Source organism: Phycisphaera sp. (genome assembly GCA_025916675.1).
In the GTDB taxonomy this organism is placed as follows: Bacteria; Planctomycetota; Phycisphaerae; order Phycisphaerales; family UBA1924; genus JAHCJI01.
The window spans coordinates 672740-688615 of sequence record CP098402.1 but is presented as its reverse complement, the minus strand read 5'-3'; the positions used below and the strand labels follow the sequence as shown (position 1 = coordinate 688615).

Below are 15876 nucleotides of genomic sequence, written 5' to 3'. Positions count from 1 at the left end.
CCTGCCACGGCCGGCGCAAAGGAGGGCGACGGGAATTGCCCAACCTCGTGAAACGCCCCGATGCGAATTGCCCTAAGCAAGCGTGGGGGAGCCTTGCCTTGGTCAGACCAGCCTCGTGGACACTCCGGCAGCCGTTCCGCTCCCGCACCATGCGTGCCCTGCTCATGGCCGCGCTCGCCTTGCTGGTCGCACCTGTCGTTTGCGCCGGACCGCTGCCCGAGCACTGGGTGGCCAAGGGCAGCGATTGGGTGATCCACGTAGACGCCGAACGGTTGGCCCAGGCCGAGGCCCTCACGCCCCTGTTCGATGCCATGACCGCCTCGGCCTGGGGAGCCAGCCTCACCGACATGGGCATCGACGCCCGCATGGACGTCAGCGGCATCACCATGTTTGGCACGATCACCCGAGCCCCCGACGCCCGGGGCGTGACCACCACGATACTCCAGGGAGGTGCCGCCCTGCGGCAGGCCATCCAGAAGCACGTCGAGGCCCACAACGGCTACACCCTCATGCTCCGCAGGACTCTCCAGGCCGACGGGAAGCGAATCAACGCCTGGACCATCGACAGCCTGTCGGTCCATGTCGCCCTGGTGCCCATGGGGACACGCGAGGCATCGACTGGGCAGCCCCCGAAGCTCGTAGCCGTGCTCTCGGACAATTCTGATCGGCTCCAGGCGTGCATCGGCCTCCTCCTGTCCGAGAAGGCGAGCGACCGACCGGAGCCGCCCTCCCGAGACGGCAACACCAAGCTCGATATCGAGGGTGGCCCCGAGTGCCCCCCGCCGGGCTGCGTGCTGTTCGCCTGGGCCAAGGACCTCGACGATGCCCACCCCAAGCTGCGATCGGAGTTGCTGGCTTCGGCCGACAGCTTGGTGGCCCACCTGGGCTATCGCGACGAAAGCAACCAGACCGTGGTTTTCGCCAATCTCGATGTCCATGGCAACGAAACAGCCAACGGCGACAGGATGGTGTCGGCGCTCAACAGCATGGTCGAATTCTGGACGAGCCGAACCTCGGCGTTGGCCGCGAGCAACCCGGCTATGCTGGAATTGCTCCCACTGGTTGAGGCATGCCAGGTTTCACGAGACGGTTCCTCGGTGAAATTGATAATGGAGCGTGCCATCGCGAAAGCCGACCCGCCGGCATCCGACACCCCAAATCGTGGGACCGGCCTCGCCATTGAACCGGAATCGCCGAATCCCAGCGACCGATAAGTGGCTAATCTGGGTTGTCCACTGTCATGAAACAAATTTTACGGATAACCCTAAGTGTGAAACCGCATTGGATTTTGCTGCGGATGCGTTAACCTAATGGCAATGTCCGCGTCGGTTGCCGGCTCAATCCCGTTCGAAGTCCCATTCCATGGGCGCCCCGCCGAGCGGGTGGACAACCTGAGTGATCAGGCCTTGGCCGAATTGGCCAAGGAGGGATCGGTCGCCGCCTACAACGTGCTCGTCACTCGCTACCAGGACCGCGTCTATCGCTTCCTACTGCGTCGCACCGGATCGTCGGCCGAGGCCGAGGACGTGGCCCAGGAGACGTTCCTGCGGGCCTGGCAGAAGCTGCACACCTTCGAGCCCGAACGCCCATTGGCCCCGTGGCTGCTCACGATCGCTGCCCGGCTGGCCGCCTCGGCCGCCCGCCGGCGTGCCCGGGTGCGTGTGGCACCGGAATCGGCCATCGGCTACGTCGATGCCGCCGCTCCCAGCCTCACAGCGGCGAATCCCGACGCGGGATACGACCGCCGCCGCATCTGGAAGATCGCCGAATCGGTCCTCAACCGCGACCAATTGACCGCCGTTTGGCTCCGCTACGTCGAGGGCCTGAGCCCGGCCCAGATCGCCCGCGTGATGGACAAATCGGGCGTGGCCGTACGCGTGATGCTGCTGCGGGCCCGGAACGTGCTTGGCGAGGCCATCCGCGACCGTGCCGGCGATATCGTCTCCGCTGATGGGGATGACCCTAAGAACGAATATACGAGCAAAAAAGAAGACACGAGTAAAAGCGCCGCTTCGCGCGTTACGCTCCGCGGTCGCGGAGCGAATACTTAGCAGGACTAGGAACACATCCTGTGGCTCGTACCAACCCACATCCCGCTCAGTTCACCCCTCGCCGCCGGAAGGCGATCCGTCGTCGCCTGGAGTCGCTGCTTAGCGACCAGAAGGGCTGGCCGCAAGAGTCCGCGCCGCTGCGTGTTCGGGCGGGTGTGATGTCGAATTTGGCCGCCCAGCGCCAGGCCGGGACGACCGGTGAACGCGTCACGATGTATCGCGACAACGGCTTCTCGAACCGCAGGTTGCAATTCTCGCTCCGCCCGCCCTTGGCAGCCGCCGCGGTCATCGCCATGATCGTGTCAGCCGCCGTCCACTTCATGGGCGGCAGCGAGGCGTGGCAGCCTTGGGCCGATGGCCTGGCCAATCGGTTCTACGACGTCAACGGCGGTGGTCCGAGCTACAGCGGCTCCGCGTATGCCAAGGCGGACCAGCGACCTCTCGGCACGGAAGCGGGCCGCGATGCGACCGAAGCACTTATCTCCGACGTCGCTCGATTCCGCGATCACATGACCGGCCGCATCCCCACGAACGGGCCCACGCAACGCCAGCCGGAGAGGGACACACCGCGGCAATCGCCGCCACCGCGTCGCTCGAATGACCCGGCCCCGGCGTCTTCTTAACCGGCTCCCCCAGCACCCTTCTAATTCACACCTCTACGGCACCAATGAGTTCCGTCAGCTTGATTGCGCCCATGCGTTTAGCCCACCGTGCCAGCCCCTTGTGCACACGGGCCGGGATCGATGGATCGGCCAGGGTCGCCGTCCCCATGCCAACCGCTGACGCGCCCGCCAGCACGAACTCGGCGGCCTCGCGCCAGTTGCTCACACCACCAAGCCCGATGATCGGCACCCCTTCGTCACGTGCGATACCGCGGTACGCGTCGTAGATCAGCTTCACGACTATCGCGTGGACCGCGGGGCCGGACAGCCCGCCCGTGCCGTTCGTGATCCGTGGGCGACGCGTCTCGATGTCGATAGCCATGGCCGGGGTGGTGTTGGCGATGCACAGCACATCGGCACCCGGGCGTTTGTTCGGCCCATTGGGAACACCTTGTGCCTCGATAGCCGAACGCGCGATCGCCACGATGCCAGGAACGCCAGTGGCGATCGGCGGCAACTTCACGATGAGCGGCTTGCTGGGCAGGGCCGCGCGGGCGGCACCGACGAGTTCGGTGAGCGCGTTTGGGTCGACACCAAAGTCGGCCCCGCCATGCACGTTGGGGCACGACACATTGAGTTCGACCGCGTTGACGCCGTCGAGCCCATCCATCTCGGAGACGACACGCACATAGCTGTCGATCGTGTCGCCCGCGACCGAGGCGATGAGTCGTACGCCATGCTCACCCAACCGGTGGGTTGGCGCCACATGTTCGGCGAATCGTTCGATGCCAGTGTTGGCCAGCCCGATGGCGTTGAGCATCGCGCCGCGCAGCGGCACCATGCGCCACGTCGGGTGGCCCTCGCGCGGCTGCGCGGTAATGGACTTGCTCGTGACCGCCCCGAGCGCCGCGGGGTTAAGCACGTCGAGTATCTCGTCGGCGTAGCCGGCCGTGCCCGCGGCCAGGATGATGGGGCTCTGGAGCTCAAGGCCCGCCAAGTCGACCGCCATGGGCCCCTTGGGCGTCGGGCGGGCAAGCTCGGGCTGAGTCTGCATTGGCGCGTCTGTGGGGTCCGGCACGCTCAAGTGTTACCACCGACCACGGCCGAGGCCAGTGGCACGGAGCGATCTCGATCAGGAGCGATCGGCACCGGCACGGCGGAAGTTGGTCAGCAATCCCGCACGGCTCGGACGCTGGGTAGCCGGCTCGCGATCGAAGCTCGCGCTGGGCAGGGCCTCGATGGCTTGGGCAGCCGTGTCGAACCCGTCGATGGGATCGAGCCCCTGGGCGAAGAACGAGTCCCACTCGGGGTCGAGGCGGCGGACGAGTTTGCTGGCCGGCAGGCCGACCGTCGTGGCATCGTGGCCGGTCAGGCAGGTGAAGCCGAGCTCGACCAAGGCCCGGATCTCGTCGCGCTGCACCTCGGTCGAGAACCCACGCAGGCCCTCGAGCGAACGCGACACGCCGAGCATCTCGATGGTGGCGCTGCCGCGGCGGTCGATCAGGACGTCCCGGGCCTTCAGGGCGCCGTGGTGGACGAGCTTCTCATGGGCGGCGGCCAGGCCGTCGAAGATCTGGCGGAGCAGGCGATCGGTCTCGCCGGGCTCCATGTGGCCGCCCTTCTCGCCCAGTAGGGTTTCGAGATCGATCAGCCCGTCCTGGTGCCCGGTGTAGGGGGTCACGGCGCAGGGCTGGTGCACGATGCCGAGCAGCAGCTTCTCGACGGGCAGCACGTGCTTGTTGTCGATCATGCGTAGGTTGTCGACCGCGCGGCGCAGCACGGCCACCTGGGCGTCGTCGGGCCGGATGGGGAACAAGTGCAGCACCTTGGCTTGGTGCCGCTGGGGCTCCATCGCCAGCAGCCGGCGTGCGATCGGGGATTCGGGGAGTTCGCGCGTGATGGTGTAGTCACCAAATCGAACGCGAGTCTGGGTTTCGCCCATCAGGTGGGATCCTCTGTTGGCCGAGCAAGAGCGTAAACGACGATCCCGCCTGGCCCGGACTCCGAGCTAGTCAGAATACTAGCTCGCCGGCAAGGTCGGCATATTCCGCGCATTCGCACCATAACCAGATCGTAGAGGCGGAAAATATGTGTATTTATGCGTACATGCTACGAACGGCTGGCAGCAGGTCATTGGCCAAAACGTCCGAGAACTCACGGTATGGGACGATCCCGAGATCCTCGGAAGCTGCAGATCGATCGACATCGCCCGGCCAGCTCGAGACGATGGCCGCGCGATCCGGGTTGATCTCGTAGCGTGGCTTGAAGCCGGGGAAGTGCTTTGCGATCGCGCTGGCGATCTCGCCGGCGGTGGGCGCGAAGCTCGCCACGTTGTACACACGCTGCGACACACTCTCGGCCCGGGCGATCGCCAGCGTGGCCTCGACGGCGTCGGCCATGAGCATGAACGGGAGTTGGGCGCTCTCGTCGACGAAGCAGACCGCCTCTTCACCCTTCGCCGCCGCGTGGAGCATGAGCGGGCCGTAATCGCTGGTGCCGCCGCTGGGGGCGGTATGGGGGCTGATGAGCCCCGGGTACCTCAGGCACCGGAAGTCGATTGGGGCGGGCGCGTCGCCGCGCGAGAGCATGCGGTAGTGCTCGGCGTAGTACCGGCCCAGGTGCTCGCAGCACAGCTTGTTCACGCCGTACATGGTGATGGGGTTGAGGTACTCGTCCTCGGCCACCGCTCCCGCACGGCGTTTCTCGGCCTCGCTGGGCAGGCCGTAGACGGCGATCGAGCTTGGGTAGATGAACTTCACAGGCCGGCCGGTGGCGTTGACCTGCCCGGTCAGCAAGCGCAACAGGTTCATCGTGCCCTGCGTATTCACCTCGTGGGCCAGCTCGGGGTTGTTCTCGCCCGTCGAGCTGAGCAGGGCGGCCAAGTGGTAGACCTCGGTGATCTCGTAGCGGGCCAGGATGGGTGCCAGGGAGAAGGGATCCCGGATGTCACCCGTGAAGACGGCGTGGCAGTGGTTGGCCAGGTCGTCGTTGATGGGTCGCAGGTCGGTCGCAACAACGGGCGTGCCGCCGACCTCGCTCAACCGGTGGATGAGCCCGTGGCCAACCTCACCGCCTGCCCCCGTCAGTAGGATGGCCTGACGCCGTGGGGTGCCCTGGCCGGTGGCGGTATCGAGTTCCGCAACCGGATCGGCGGCCGCTGGAGACAAACGCATGGCGGTATTCGTGCTCACGGGCAGAGGATAGGGGGCCGACGGGTGTTACTCGTCCTTGCCGCCCCGACCGATCCCAAACGCCGACCCGACGGCAAAGAGCATCCAGAGCGCGTCGTATCCGGTAAGGAAGTTCTCGGAACCCAAGTCGGCGTACATCTCTTCGGCCTCTTGGATGCTCCCTTCGTGCAGCTCTCGATACGCCTCACGGATCTGGACCTGCTCCTCTGCCGGCGTCTCGTTCCACCACACCACGGCTTCGGCCCACAGATCGGGCGGGTAGTCGGCCTCGGTCCACCGATACCATTGGTTGTCGGGCAACTCGGGCCAATCGATGTGGATGCCGTCTTCCTCCCATTGCTCGGCAAGCTGGTCGGCGACGTAGGTCATCAAGATCTCATCGTTGAACTCCTGGGCCAACGCCAGATCGGCATCGTTCATGTAGTGGATCTCGACGACGGCCAGCTTGCCCGCGCCCACGGCCGCCAACGCCACGACCGCCGCGAGGACGCCGGTGCCCGTGCTCGGCCCGTCGCCGGCCACGTTCGAGCCGACGGCGGCACCCAGACCCGCCAGGACGCCCACGCCCCAGGCGATCCAACCGACCTCGTAGCCCGTGAAATAGCCCACGGCGGCCCAGATGGCCGCTCCGATCGCACCGCCGACCAGGGAACCAATGACCGCTCCGACCATGACGCCCACTCCTTTCCAGACGCGCCGAGTGGGCGCTTCCCCCCGAAACCCGGTGTGCGGCCCCATGGCCGCTCAGGGTCAATGTACCCAAAAAAGGCCTGCCGTGCAAGCCCTTTTTCACGCATCATGCAGCGTTCTTGATCTCGCCAGCGGCATCTATCAGCTACAGCCGGCGTCAAACGCGTTCTGGAAGGCCAGGAAATCGAAGATCGTGAGATCCCCATCGCCATCGAAGTCGGCGGACAAATCGCCGGCGTCGAAGAGGTTTTGGAAGGCGAGGAAGTCGAAGATCGTCAGCAGGCAGTCGCCGTCGAAGTCGGGACGGCACCCGCTGACGGTCAGGGCGTAGAGGGCCCCGGTCGTTACTGTGCCGGGGGCCGGGTCGCCGCTATCGGCGGTTGGCGCGCCGACGAAGACGCGCAGCTCGCTCGGGCTCTGGTACAACGTCGTCGCTGTGCCGAACCGTGCGAAGGGGATCGCGTCGCCGGGGCGGATGATCGAGGACTGCACCGGGTTGGCGGGATCGCTGATGTCGAAGCTGTAGGCCGTGCCAGCGAGGGTGGTCTCGCCCGAGAGGGCCCCGACGAGCAGCGTGTCGCTCGTCAACGAGACCGAGATGCCGAAGTCTCCAACGCCGAGCGTGTCGTTGGCGGTGACCTTGGAGAGTTGCACCGGGTTGGACCGGTCGCTTACGTCGAAGAGGTAGACCGAGCCGTTGGTCCCATCGGGGTTGTTCGTGTCGGCAGACACTGCGGCCAGCGCCACGTCGCCCTCGATGAGCAACGCCACTTCGAGCCCGAACTGGCTGCCGGCGGCCGGGTCATCGGGCAGCAATTTGGCTGTTTCCTCGCCCGTTTCAATGTTGAACAGGTAGGCCGATCCCGAGCTGGCACCGAAATCGTCGTTGCCGATGGCGCCGATGAGCGCGTAGCCCACCTCGCCGGCCGTGACACCGCCGCCGTCGATCGAGACCGCGCTGCCGAATCGGTCGACGGCCGCCGCATCCGAAGCGGTGAGCTTGAACCGCTCGACGGCGTCGAGGCCGACGATCTCGAAGACATAGACCGCACCGGTCGAACTGCTCTTGTCCGAGGCGCACACGACCGCACGATCGAAGTCGATGTCCAGGGACCCACCAAAGAGGTCGAGCCCACGGCCGTCGCTGGCCAGGAGCTTGTCGACCTGGGCACCGGTCGACCGCAGGTAGAGGTAGGCCGCACCCGCCGCCGGGCCGGCCTCGCCCTGAAATGGTGCGCCCACGAGGGCCCAGGCATTATCGGCGGCCACGGACGCCCCGAATCGGTCGCCGCTGGCGCCGTCATCGGGGGCGAGCTCGAACTGCAATTGGGGAACCGTCGGGTTGATCGCGTAGATGTACGCCCGGCCCGCGCCATCGGCACCGGCATTGATCGCCCCGGCCACGCCGAAGCCGGCGGCCGCGGCATCGAACGATGCCCCGAAGTTATCGTCGGTTACGACCGAGGCCGGGGTGACCTTGGCGTCCTCGCTGCCGCACAGGGACTGGGCCAGGGTGGGGCAGGCGGGCAGCACGCCGACGACGCCCAGCACGTACAAAGCTCTCCGATTCATGTTCATCTCGTCTTCTCCCTTGTATTGATCTCACTCCACGGCGGAGGTTGTAAGCCGCTGCGAGAAGCCGGGCAAGCCCGCGCAGCCGTCGACTGCCCGGCCCACGATTCCCCGCTTGCCCAGCTTGTTGGTTGCGAGGTCGAAACACCCAGGAACCGCGACCTATCCTCGCTCGCACGGATGCACACGCCCGGCCATCGCCCGGGGACAGCCGCTATGGAGGGTCGCCTTGGCCGCCAGGAAGACCACGACCAAGACCCGCCAGACCGCCGAGACCATGGCCGGCAAGCAGCGGGACATCTCCGTCAGCGAGTTCTTCTCGAAGAACCGCCACCTGCTGGGCTTCGACAACCCCCGCAAGGCCCTGCTGACCACCGTCAAGGAAGCCGTCGACAACGCCCTGGACGCCTGCGAGGAGGCGGGCATCCTGCCGGACATCGAGGTGCTGATCGAGGAATTGGTTGCCCCGCCCAGCGCGAGCAAGCCGGGGCGGTACGCCGTCACCATCACCGACAACGGGCCGGGCATCGTCCGCAAGCAGGTGGAGAACATCTTCGGGCGGCTCTTGTATGGCAGTAAGTTCCACCGCATGAAGATGAGCCGGGGGCAGCAGGGCATCGGCATCAGCGCGGCGGGCATGTACGGGCTAATGACCACGGGCAAGCCCATGGTCATCACCACCAAGCCCGGCAAACGCAAGGCCGCTCACCACCTCGAACTGGCGATGGACACCACCAAGAACAAGCCCGAGGTGACCATCGACGTCGAGACCGACGACTTCCCCCCCACCACCAGCGGCACGGGCACGCGGGTACGCATCGAGATGGAGGCCCGCTACCAGCGCGGCAAGACCAGCGTCGAGGCGTACCTCGAGCAGACCGCCATCGCCAACCCGCACGCGCAGATCACGTTCATCCCGCCCGAGAAGGCGGCGGGCGGTCCGGCATTAGAAGTCGAGGAAACCTCCACCGAGCTGAGCCACACGACCGAACTGGCCGACCGGTACATCTTCCCGCGGGCCGTCGAGGAACTGCCGCCCGAGACCGAGGAGATCAAGCCGCACCCCTATGGCGTTGAGCTGGGCAACTTCCTGCGGATGCTCAAGAGCACCAGCGAGAAGCAGCTCACCGGATTCTTCAAGAACGAGTTCAGCCGCGTGCCGCCGGCGATCGTCAAGGACATCACGGGCAAGGCGTCGGTGAAGGGCGGCAAGACCCTCACGGGGCAGACGTACGTCAGCACCGTCGACCACGATGCGGCCGAGCGGTTGTACCGGGCGCTCCAGGACAGCAAGCTGCGGGCCCCGCCGACGGACTGCCTGGCACCCATCGGCGTGCGGCAGATGCTCAGCGGGCTGCTCAAGGGCGTGAAGGCCGAGTTCTACGCCGCCAGCACGCGGGACCCGGCGGTGTATCGAGGCAACCCGTTCCAGATCGAGGCGGCCATCGCGTTCGGCGGAGACCTGCCGGGCGACGAGTCGGCCCGGGTCATCCGCTTTGCCAACCGCGTGCCGTTGCTGTACCAGCAATCTGCGTGCTCGTCGTTCAAGGCCGTGGTCGAGACGGGCTGGAAGAACTACAGCCTCAGCCAGCCGCGTGGGGCGCTTCCGGTGGGGCCGATGGTGATCATGGTTCACATGGCCAGCGTGTGGGTGCCCTTCACCAGCGAGAGCAAAGAAGCGATCGCCGACTACGACGAGATCCGCAAGGAGATGCGGCTGGCGCTCCAGGAGTGTGGGCGGAAGCTGGGGACGTACCTGCGCCGCCGCCAGAAGATGCGACGCGAGGGCCAGCGACGCGACGTGTTCAGCCGCTACATCGCGGAGATCGCGCGCTCGACGGCGGCGCTCACGGGCGAGGACGAGGGCAAATTGCTCGACGCATTGCTCGAGCAGGCCCAGGCCCGGACCGCCATCGCCGACGCGGAACTCGACGAAGACGGCAACTACGTCAAGAAGGAGAAGGCACCGGCCGAGGATGATGGGGTGATCATCGTCGACAGCGACGCGAAGCCGTCGCAGGTGGAGGCGAAGTCGAACGGGGCCGTCGAGAAGGGGCGGCCGGAGGACTCGGGGCGTGGGTTGTTTGGGGATGACGAGGAGAGCGTGCCGGTGCGGCGGAAGAAGAGTGGCAAGAAACAACGGAGCAAGGCAAAGTGATCAGCCGCCCTACTCGTGCCGAACTGCGGTATCTCTGCATCGCCACATCCATGTTGGCGGCTTTGGGTGTTGTAGTTTCTGTGCGTGATGTTGTTGGGCGTGCGGATTGGTTCAAACATTATCCAGTCATGGCGGAATTCATAGCGCAAGAACTCCGTGAACAACAGTCCACCGCTGAATCCGGCATCCTGCCAGATCCACAACTCAACTTGGCACTGACCTACTGGCGGCCGCGTTTTGAGGATCCGCCGTCACCGGGAGGACCGGGGCATGTCGTTCTCAGTGTTCTAATTCTGGGCACTAGCCTCGCCACACTCGTTGCAGGCTTCCAACCACAAAAACTTCAGAATGACGCCGAAGCGAATTCCGACGAGGTTGCGTAATGGCCAAGAAAACCACCAAGAAAGTCCGCTCCACCCACCGCAAGCGATCCGCCGAGGCAAAGGAGCGTGACGCCAAGACGCAGGAGGCGCTCAAGGGTTTGGCCACCGGCGTTGCTAACTCGGCGCTCGCTGGCGTCGAGCCGACGTTCGACGTGCCCACGCGCTCGTCGAGCAACACGAGCTGGAACAAGAAGCGCGGCATCCTGCAGATGGGTGCCGCCACCAGCACGCGGCAGATCTTCAACCTGGGCCAGGCCCGCAAGTTCATGCAGAGCCTGCGCCACGCCCACGGCATCAGCCGCCTCATCGACCAGGACAAGACCACCAGCCTCCGCGGCATGTTCTATACCGGGCTCGGTGACGTGCACGACGCCAAGGGCAAGAAGACCGGCGAGAAGACCTTCGATGACCAGACCGAGAGCGACGTGATCCTCGAAGACCTCGAAGTCACGCTTGGGGCGCTCCGCGAAGAGCTGCACATCTTCGCCAAGAAGCGCGGCGCGATGGTCGGCAATATCACCATCGAGGACAGCGGCGACACGATCGACTGCCGCAAGATGGGCAGCGGCGGCTACGCCATCCCGAGCATCTGCGAGCCCGACCGCGTGAAGTTCGGCAAGTGCGAGGCCGACTTCGTGCTGCACGTCGAGAAGGACACCGTCTGGCAGCGCTTCAACGAGGACCGCTTCTGGAAGACGCACAACTGCATATTGACCGAGGGCAGCGGCCAGCCCCCACGCGGCGTGCGGCGCTTATTACATCGCCTGAATAAAGAACTCGGCCTACCGATCATCTGCCTGCTCGACTGCGACCCTTGGGGGCACTACATCTACAGCGTCATCAAGCAGGGCAGCATCTCGCTGGCCTTCGAGAGCGAGCGGCTGGCCATCCCCCAGGCGAAGTTCCTGGGGATTCGCTCGAACGACTTCGAGCGATGCAACCTGAGCGAGAGCGTGCAGATCAGCCTGAACGACCGCGACATCGCACGGGCCAAGCAAATCGCCGCCTACCCGTGGTTCCAGGACCACAAGGGCTGGCAGAAGGAGATCAGCAAGCTGCTCAAGAACGGCTTCAAGCTGGAGGTCGAGGCGCTCATCAACATCGACATCAGCTACGTGACCGAGACGTATGTGCCGGAGCGGTTGGCGGCGGAGGATTGGTTGGATTAGCCGTTGGCATGTGCGGAGGCTGATGCGATGGACGAACTCGCCTCTGCGTTCACTGACTTCGAAACCAGGCTCGACGATTTGCCGGCGGTTGCGACTGAGGTGCGGATCAAGCCAGACTGGCGCCAGGCGATGGTGGTGTACGGCCCGGCGGCCATCGCGTCGCTCGCGAACAGCCGGGCGATCATCGTCGATCGGGAGCCCGCAACCCCAGCGATGATGGCGCCGATCATCTGGTGCTGTGGCAGGCCTGACAAGGAACGCGACACGCGATGGGTTGGCCGCTCACTGTTCGGCGTGCTGGTACATCACGACTCGCTCGCTGCTGAGACGCTGCGCTGGATGCTAACGCGGCCCGAGTGGATTCTTCGCGCGACCGCCATCGAATCGCTTCGAACTGGCCATCCCGCTTGGCTGTCCGAAGAGTTGCTGGTGCAGGGGCTCGCCGACCGACACCGATTCGTTCGGAGCATGGCGGTTCACATGATCAGTGCTTGCCACCGGAATGACTTGCTCCCGTACCTGCGGGAGGCGGCATCCATTGAAAAGCTCGACTGGCTACGTGAATCAATGGAATCCAGAATCGTCGCCCACGAACATCGTGAACGATCTTCGAGTCAGATCACGCCCACACCGCCCTGGCTGCAATTCCGCGACCGACCGATGGGCTATCTCTTCATGAACCGCCTCGAAGGCCCGGACGTCGTGCAAGTCTTGAAGGCGCGGCACGGCGAGACTGGAGACGGCAATTGGCCGCCGCTCCAATGATTACCGCCAATCAATCACAATCTTCCCCAACTGCTCCTGCGCCTCCAGCCGCTCGTACGCCGCACGGCCGTCGCTCGCCTTGAAGACCTGATCCAATACTGGCTTCAGCGCGCCGGCCTTGAACAGGCTCGCCACCTCGCGGAACTCGGCGGGCGCGCCCATGGTCGAGCCCAGGATGCGGAGCTGGTTCCAGAAGATGCGGGCCAGGTCGGTGGTGGCGTCGGGGCCGGTGGTGCAGCCGGGGGTGACGTAGGCGCCGCCGCGGGCGAGGCTCTTGATGCAACTCAGGTGGGTGGCCTTGCCGATGCTGTCGACGGCCATGTCGACGCCGCGTTTGCCGGTCCAGGTGCGCACGTCGCGCGACCAGTCTTCGCCCCCACTGGAAGATTGGTCGAGCACCCCGTGGTCGGCCCCCATATCGATGGCCTTGTCGATCTTCCACTGGTGGCGGCTGGTGACCACGACGGGGCAGCCAAAGTGCTTTGCGATCTGCATCGCGCTGGTCGCCACGCCTCCGCCGATGCCCGTGACCAGCACCGATTGCCCGGCTCGCAGCCCGCCCTTGGTGACCATCATGCTCCACGCGGTGAGCGCGGTCAGGCCAAATGCGGCGGCCTCGAAGGGATCAATCTCACTCGAATCATCGGCGCCAAGATCCGCCAGGTGCGTGGCCGGTGCGTGGAAGAACTGGCGGTGCGTGCCGTGGTGGTGCTCGCCGATGAGCTCGTAGTCGGGCGCGAGCGTGCTGCCGGGCGGGTCGGTCGGCCGCTCACGCGGCGGCACCTCGACGGCGGCGTTGACGATCACCCGCCGGCCGACCCACGAAGGATCGACGCCCTCCCCCACTTCCTCGACGACCGCGCACGCGTCGCACCCGCTGACGCGAGGCCAGGTGAGGTCGACGCCCGGGATGCCCATGCCCACCCATAGATCCATGTGATTGAGCGCGCTGCACAGCGTCCGCAGCTTCGCGTGGCCGGGCGGCGTGGGTTCGAGGTCGGGCCAGTCGGTCTGGTAGTCGATATTGGGGGCGACGGTTTTGGCTTGTTTAGTACAGACGAGGGCGTTCATACCCGAGCATAGCCTGTCATCTCTAATCTCGTGGAGGTCCACCGCATGATCCGACAATTCTCCGAAAAGGCACGGCGAAAGCTCAAGTACTACGTGTACCTGTACATCGATCCGCGCGATGGCGTTGTGTTCTACGTGGGCAAGGGCACAGGGAATCGTTGCTTCCACCATATGAAGGACGTTCGGGAATCCGACAAGGTGGCTCGCATTAAGGACCTGCACAAACTCAGCCAGAGGCCCGAGATTGAGATCCTCAAGTACGGACTGAGCGAAACCCAGGCACTGCTCGTCGAAGCCACCGCCATCGACTTGCTGGGTATCAAGAGCCTGACCAACCTGGCGCGCGGCCACGGTTCGCGTGTGGGCTCACGAGCGAGCGTCGAGGAGATTGCCGCGCAACTGGACGCCAAGCCGGCGAAGATCCGTCCGGATCATCCTTGCGTGCTGATCAACATCAATCGCATGTTCCGTTACGGCATGACACCGACACAGCTCTACGACGCCACCCGAAGCGCATGGAAAGTGAGTCCAGACCGCCACGACGCGAAGTACGCCATGTCCGTGTACCAAGGCGTGGTGCGAGAAGTCTACACGATCGCGCACTGGCTGCCCGAAGGTGAAACGCTGCGCAACGACGACCCTAGACGTGAGCGAGCAATCGACCCATCGCGATATGAGTTTGTTGGTCGGATCGCCGACGAGGATGTTCGCAAGCTCTATGTGGATCGCTCCGTCGCGCATCTCTCATCGCCGGGCGCACAGAATCCGATCCGATACGTGCACTGCTAGGTCCACGAAAAAGCCGCCCTCTCGGGCGGCCCATCACTCACAAATCCGCGTGCCTTACTTCTGCACCGTCTTCAACCCCTGCACGTGCTTCATGCCACGGCGGCGGTCGCGCAGGCGGCGCTTTTTGCCCACGCGGTCGCGCAGGTAGTAGAGCTTGGCACGGCGGGCGTCGGCCCGGCGGACGACCTCGAACTTGGCGATCAGCGGGCTGTTCAAGGGCCAAGTCCGCTCGATGCCGATGTCGTCGACCACGCGGCGGACGGTGATCGTCTCGTTGATGCCGCGGCCGCGCTGGGCGATGAGCACGCCGGTGTAGACCTGGGTGCGCTCACGCTCGCCCTCGACGATGCGGACGTGGACCTGGATGGTGTCGCCGATGTCGAAGCGCGGTAGGTCGGTCTTCATGTGGTCCTGGGAGATCGACTCCAGGATGGCCTGTTGGCTCTTGGGGTTGGAAAGCGACATCGCGGGCACTCCAAATCTGGCAATGGGCAAACCCCGTCCCAGACGGGGCGGGTCGAGATATTAGGCCCTCGGGCCACCGCCTGCAAGGGCTTCAGGGCCGTCTGGATCGAGTAAATCCGGCCGCCTCTCCCGCGTCCTGGCCAGCCGCTGCTCCAGCCGCCAGCGGGCCACAGCCGAGTGGTCGCCGCCCAGCAGCACGTCGGGCACGGCCACGCCCATCCACTCCCGGGGGCGGGTGTAGTGCGGGCAATCCAGCAGGCGGGCACCCTCGGGGATGCCCATCTCGGCGGCCAGCCTCGCGTCGACCGGGTCGCCGTTGGGGTCGGCGTGGGGCTCGGCCCCGAAGCTGTCCTGGCCGGCCGATTCGTCGTGCCCAAGCACGCCGGGCAGCTTGCGGATCACCGCATCCATGAGCACCATGGCGGCCAGCTCTCCGCCGCTAAGCACGTAATCGCCCAGGCTGATTTCCTCGGGTTCCAGCTTCTCGATCACCCGCTCGTCGAGGCCCTCGTAATGCCCGGCGATTAACAGCAGCCGCGGTAGAGTGGCCAGCCGCTCGACGGTGGCCTGGGTCAGTGGCCGGCCCTGGGGCGTTAGCAGCACACGGTGGGCGGGCCGCTGATTCATTGCCTCCACGTCCATCACGGCGTCCCACACCGGCTGGCAGGTCATCACCATGCCCGGGCCGCCGCCGAAGGGCCGATCGTCGGTCTTGCCGTGCTTGTTTAGCGTGTAGCCGCGGATGTCGGTGGCGTGCCAGTCGACCAGCCCCGCCGCGCGGGCCCGGCCGGGGATGCTCACGGCCATCGCCGCCGGCGGCTCGTGGCCGAACATCTCGGGGAAGGTTGTGAGGACGTCGATGCGCACGCTCGCTCCGGAACGAGCCCACGTCGTGAGACGTGGGTCACCTCTGCAATGGACCCGCAAAAAACCCACGTCTCACGACGTGGGCTCGTCAGATCGGAACTCA

The 15876-nt window shown here is 65.5% G+C and carries 16 protein-coding genes; 8 read left to right on the top strand and 8 right to left on the bottom strand.

The features are described from left to right. Positions 1-149: 149 nt before the first annotated feature. From NCW75_03045 to NCW75_03035, 3 genes are all read left to right on the top strand, one after another. Positions 150-1214, top strand: coding sequence for a hypothetical protein (locus NCW75_03045; protein UYV13269.1), 1065 nt, complete (start codon positions 150-152; stop codon positions 1212-1214). A 102-nt stretch (positions 1215-1316) separates the two neighbouring features. After that, the gene (locus tag NCW75_03040) at positions 1317-2051 is read left to right on the top strand and encodes an RNA polymerase sigma factor (GenBank protein ID UYV13268.1); all 735 of its coding nucleotides are present in this window, start codon (positions 1317-1319) and stop codon (positions 2049-2051) included. A 20-nt stretch (positions 2052-2071) separates the two neighbouring features. Further along, positions 2072-2674, top strand: a complete 603-nt coding sequence (locus NCW75_03035; protein ID UYV13267.1) for a hypothetical protein — start codon at positions 2072-2074, stop codon at positions 2672-2674. A gap of 25 nt (positions 2675-2699) precedes the next feature. On the opposite strand, the gene NCW75_03030 is transcribed toward NCW75_03035, so the two are convergent. The 5 genes from NCW75_03030 to NCW75_03010 all read right to left on the bottom strand — a co-directional run bounded on the left by NCW75_03030 (position 2700) and on the right by NCW75_03010 (position 8112). After that, positions 2700-3731 (bottom strand): dihydroorotate dehydrogenase, encoded by a 1032-nt coding sequence (locus NCW75_03030; protein UYV13266.1) that lies wholly within the window; start codon positions 3729-3731, stop codon positions 2700-2702. 54 nt (positions 3732-3785) lie between these two features. Beyond that, a complete protein-coding gene (locus tag NCW75_03025) occupies positions 3786-4595 on the bottom strand; it encodes a hypothetical protein (GenBank protein UYV13265.1) in 810 nt (269 codons plus the stop codon). Between the two features lie 154 nt (positions 4596-4749). Beyond that, complete coding sequence (locus NCW75_03020) at positions 4750-5844, bottom strand: NAD-dependent epimerase/dehydratase family protein (GenBank protein ID UYV13264.1); 1095 nt, start codon at positions 5842-5844, stop codon at positions 4750-4752. Between the two features lie 27 nt (positions 5845-5871). Continuing rightward, positions 5872-6516 (bottom strand): hypothetical protein, encoded by a 645-nt coding sequence (locus NCW75_03015; protein ID UYV13263.1) that lies wholly within the window; start codon positions 6514-6516, stop codon positions 5872-5874. Between the two features lie 159 nt (positions 6517-6675). Continuing rightward, on the bottom strand, positions 6676-8112 hold the full coding sequence (locus tag NCW75_03010) for an FG-GAP repeat protein (protein UYV13262.1): 1437 nt from the start codon (positions 8110-8112) through the stop codon (positions 6676-6678). Positions 8113-8335: 223 nt separating this feature from the next. Here NCW75_03010 and NCW75_03005 point away from each other — a divergent pair, with 223 nt between their 5' ends. Genes NCW75_03005 through NCW75_02990 form a run of 4 tightly spaced genes read left to right on the top strand, consistent with a single transcriptional unit; the run spans position 8336 to position 12581 of the window. Continuing rightward, on the top strand, positions 8336-10264 hold the full coding sequence (locus NCW75_03005; protein UYV13261.1) for a DNA topoisomerase VI subunit B: 1929 nt from the start codon (positions 8336-8338) through the stop codon (positions 10262-10264). Continuing rightward, positions 10261-10647, top strand: a complete 387-nt coding sequence (locus tag NCW75_03000; protein UYV13260.1) for a hypothetical protein — start codon at positions 10261-10263, stop codon at positions 10645-10647. The genes NCW75_03005 and NCW75_03000 overlap by 4 nt, the downstream gene beginning before the upstream one ends. Further along, complete coding sequence (locus NCW75_02995) at positions 10647-11816, top strand: DNA topoisomerase IV subunit A (protein ID UYV13259.1); 1170 nt, start codon at positions 10647-10649, stop codon at positions 11814-11816. The genes NCW75_03000 and NCW75_02995 overlap by 1 nt, the downstream gene beginning before the upstream one ends. 27 nt (positions 11817-11843) lie before the next feature. Further along, positions 11844-12581, top strand: a complete 738-nt coding sequence (locus NCW75_02990; GenBank protein ID UYV13258.1) for a HEAT repeat domain-containing protein — start codon at positions 11844-11846, stop codon at positions 12579-12581. On the opposite strand, the gene NCW75_02985 is transcribed toward NCW75_02990, so the two are convergent. Next, the gene (locus tag NCW75_02985) at positions 12582-13652 is read right to left on the bottom strand and encodes a zinc-binding dehydrogenase (protein UYV13257.1); all 1071 of its coding nucleotides are present in this window, start codon (positions 13650-13652) and stop codon (positions 12582-12584) included. A 45-nt stretch (positions 13653-13697) separates the two neighbouring features. Here NCW75_02985 and NCW75_02980 point away from each other — a divergent pair, with 45 nt between their 5' ends. Then, entirely contained in the window at positions 13698-14441 is a 744-nt protein-coding gene (locus NCW75_02980; protein ID UYV13256.1) for a hypothetical protein, read from the top strand. A 54-nt stretch (positions 14442-14495) separates the two neighbouring features. On the opposite strand, the gene rplS is transcribed toward NCW75_02980, so the two are convergent. Together rplS and NCW75_02970 are read right to left on the bottom strand one after the other, a co-directional pair. After that, on the bottom strand, positions 14496-14906 hold the full coding sequence (gene rplS, locus NCW75_02975; protein UYV13255.1) for a 50S ribosomal protein L19: 411 nt from the start codon (positions 14904-14906) through the stop codon (positions 14496-14498). A 60-nt stretch (positions 14907-14966) separates the two neighbouring features. Continuing rightward, positions 14967-15773: a tRNA (guanine(37)-N(1))-methyltransferase gene (locus tag NCW75_02970; GenBank protein UYV13254.1), complete on the bottom strand. Its 807-nt coding sequence runs from the start codon at positions 15771-15773 to the stop codon at positions 14967-14969. Positions 15774-15876: the final 103 nt, after the last annotated feature.

What these genes read in the sequence shown, in the direction of transcription:
- NCW75_02995 (UYV13259.1), top strand. Translation starts at nt 10,647, where the DNA reads ATGGCCAAGAAAACCACCAAGAAAGTCCGCTCCACCCACCGCAAGCGA.
- NCW75_02985 (UYV13257.1), bottom strand. Translation starts at nt 13,652, where the DNA reads ATGAACGCCCTCGTCTGTACTAAACAAGCCAAAACCGTCGCCCCCAAT.
- NCW75_03015 (UYV13263.1), bottom strand. Translation starts at nt 6,516, where the DNA reads ATGGTCGGAGCGGTCATTGGTTCCCTGGTCGGCGGTGCGATCGGAGCG.
- NCW75_02990 (UYV13258.1), top strand. Translation starts at nt 11,844, where the DNA reads ATGGACGAACTCGCCTCTGCGTTCACTGACTTCGAAACCAGGCTCGAC.
- NCW75_02980 (UYV13256.1), top strand. Translation starts at nt 13,698, where the DNA reads ATGATCCGACAATTCTCCGAAAAGGCACGGCGAAAGCTCAAGTACTAC.
- NCW75_03010 (UYV13262.1), bottom strand. Translation starts at nt 8,112, where the DNA reads ATGAACATGAATCGGAGAGCTTTGTACGTGCTGGGCGTCGTCGGCGTG.
- NCW75_03025 (UYV13265.1), bottom strand. Translation starts at nt 4,595, where the DNA reads ATGGGCGAAACCCAGACTCGCGTTCGATTTGGTGACTACACCATCACG.
- NCW75_03045 (UYV13269.1), top strand. Translation starts at nt 150, where the DNA reads ATGCGTGCCCTGCTCATGGCCGCGCTCGCCTTGCTGGTCGCACCTGTC.
- NCW75_03040 (UYV13268.1), top strand. Translation starts at nt 1,317, where the DNA reads ATGTCCGCGTCGGTTGCCGGCTCAATCCCGTTCGAAGTCCCATTCCAT.
- rplS (UYV13255.1), bottom strand. Translation starts at nt 14,906, where the DNA reads ATGTCGCTTTCCAACCCCAAGAGCCAACAGGCCATCCTGGAGTCGATC.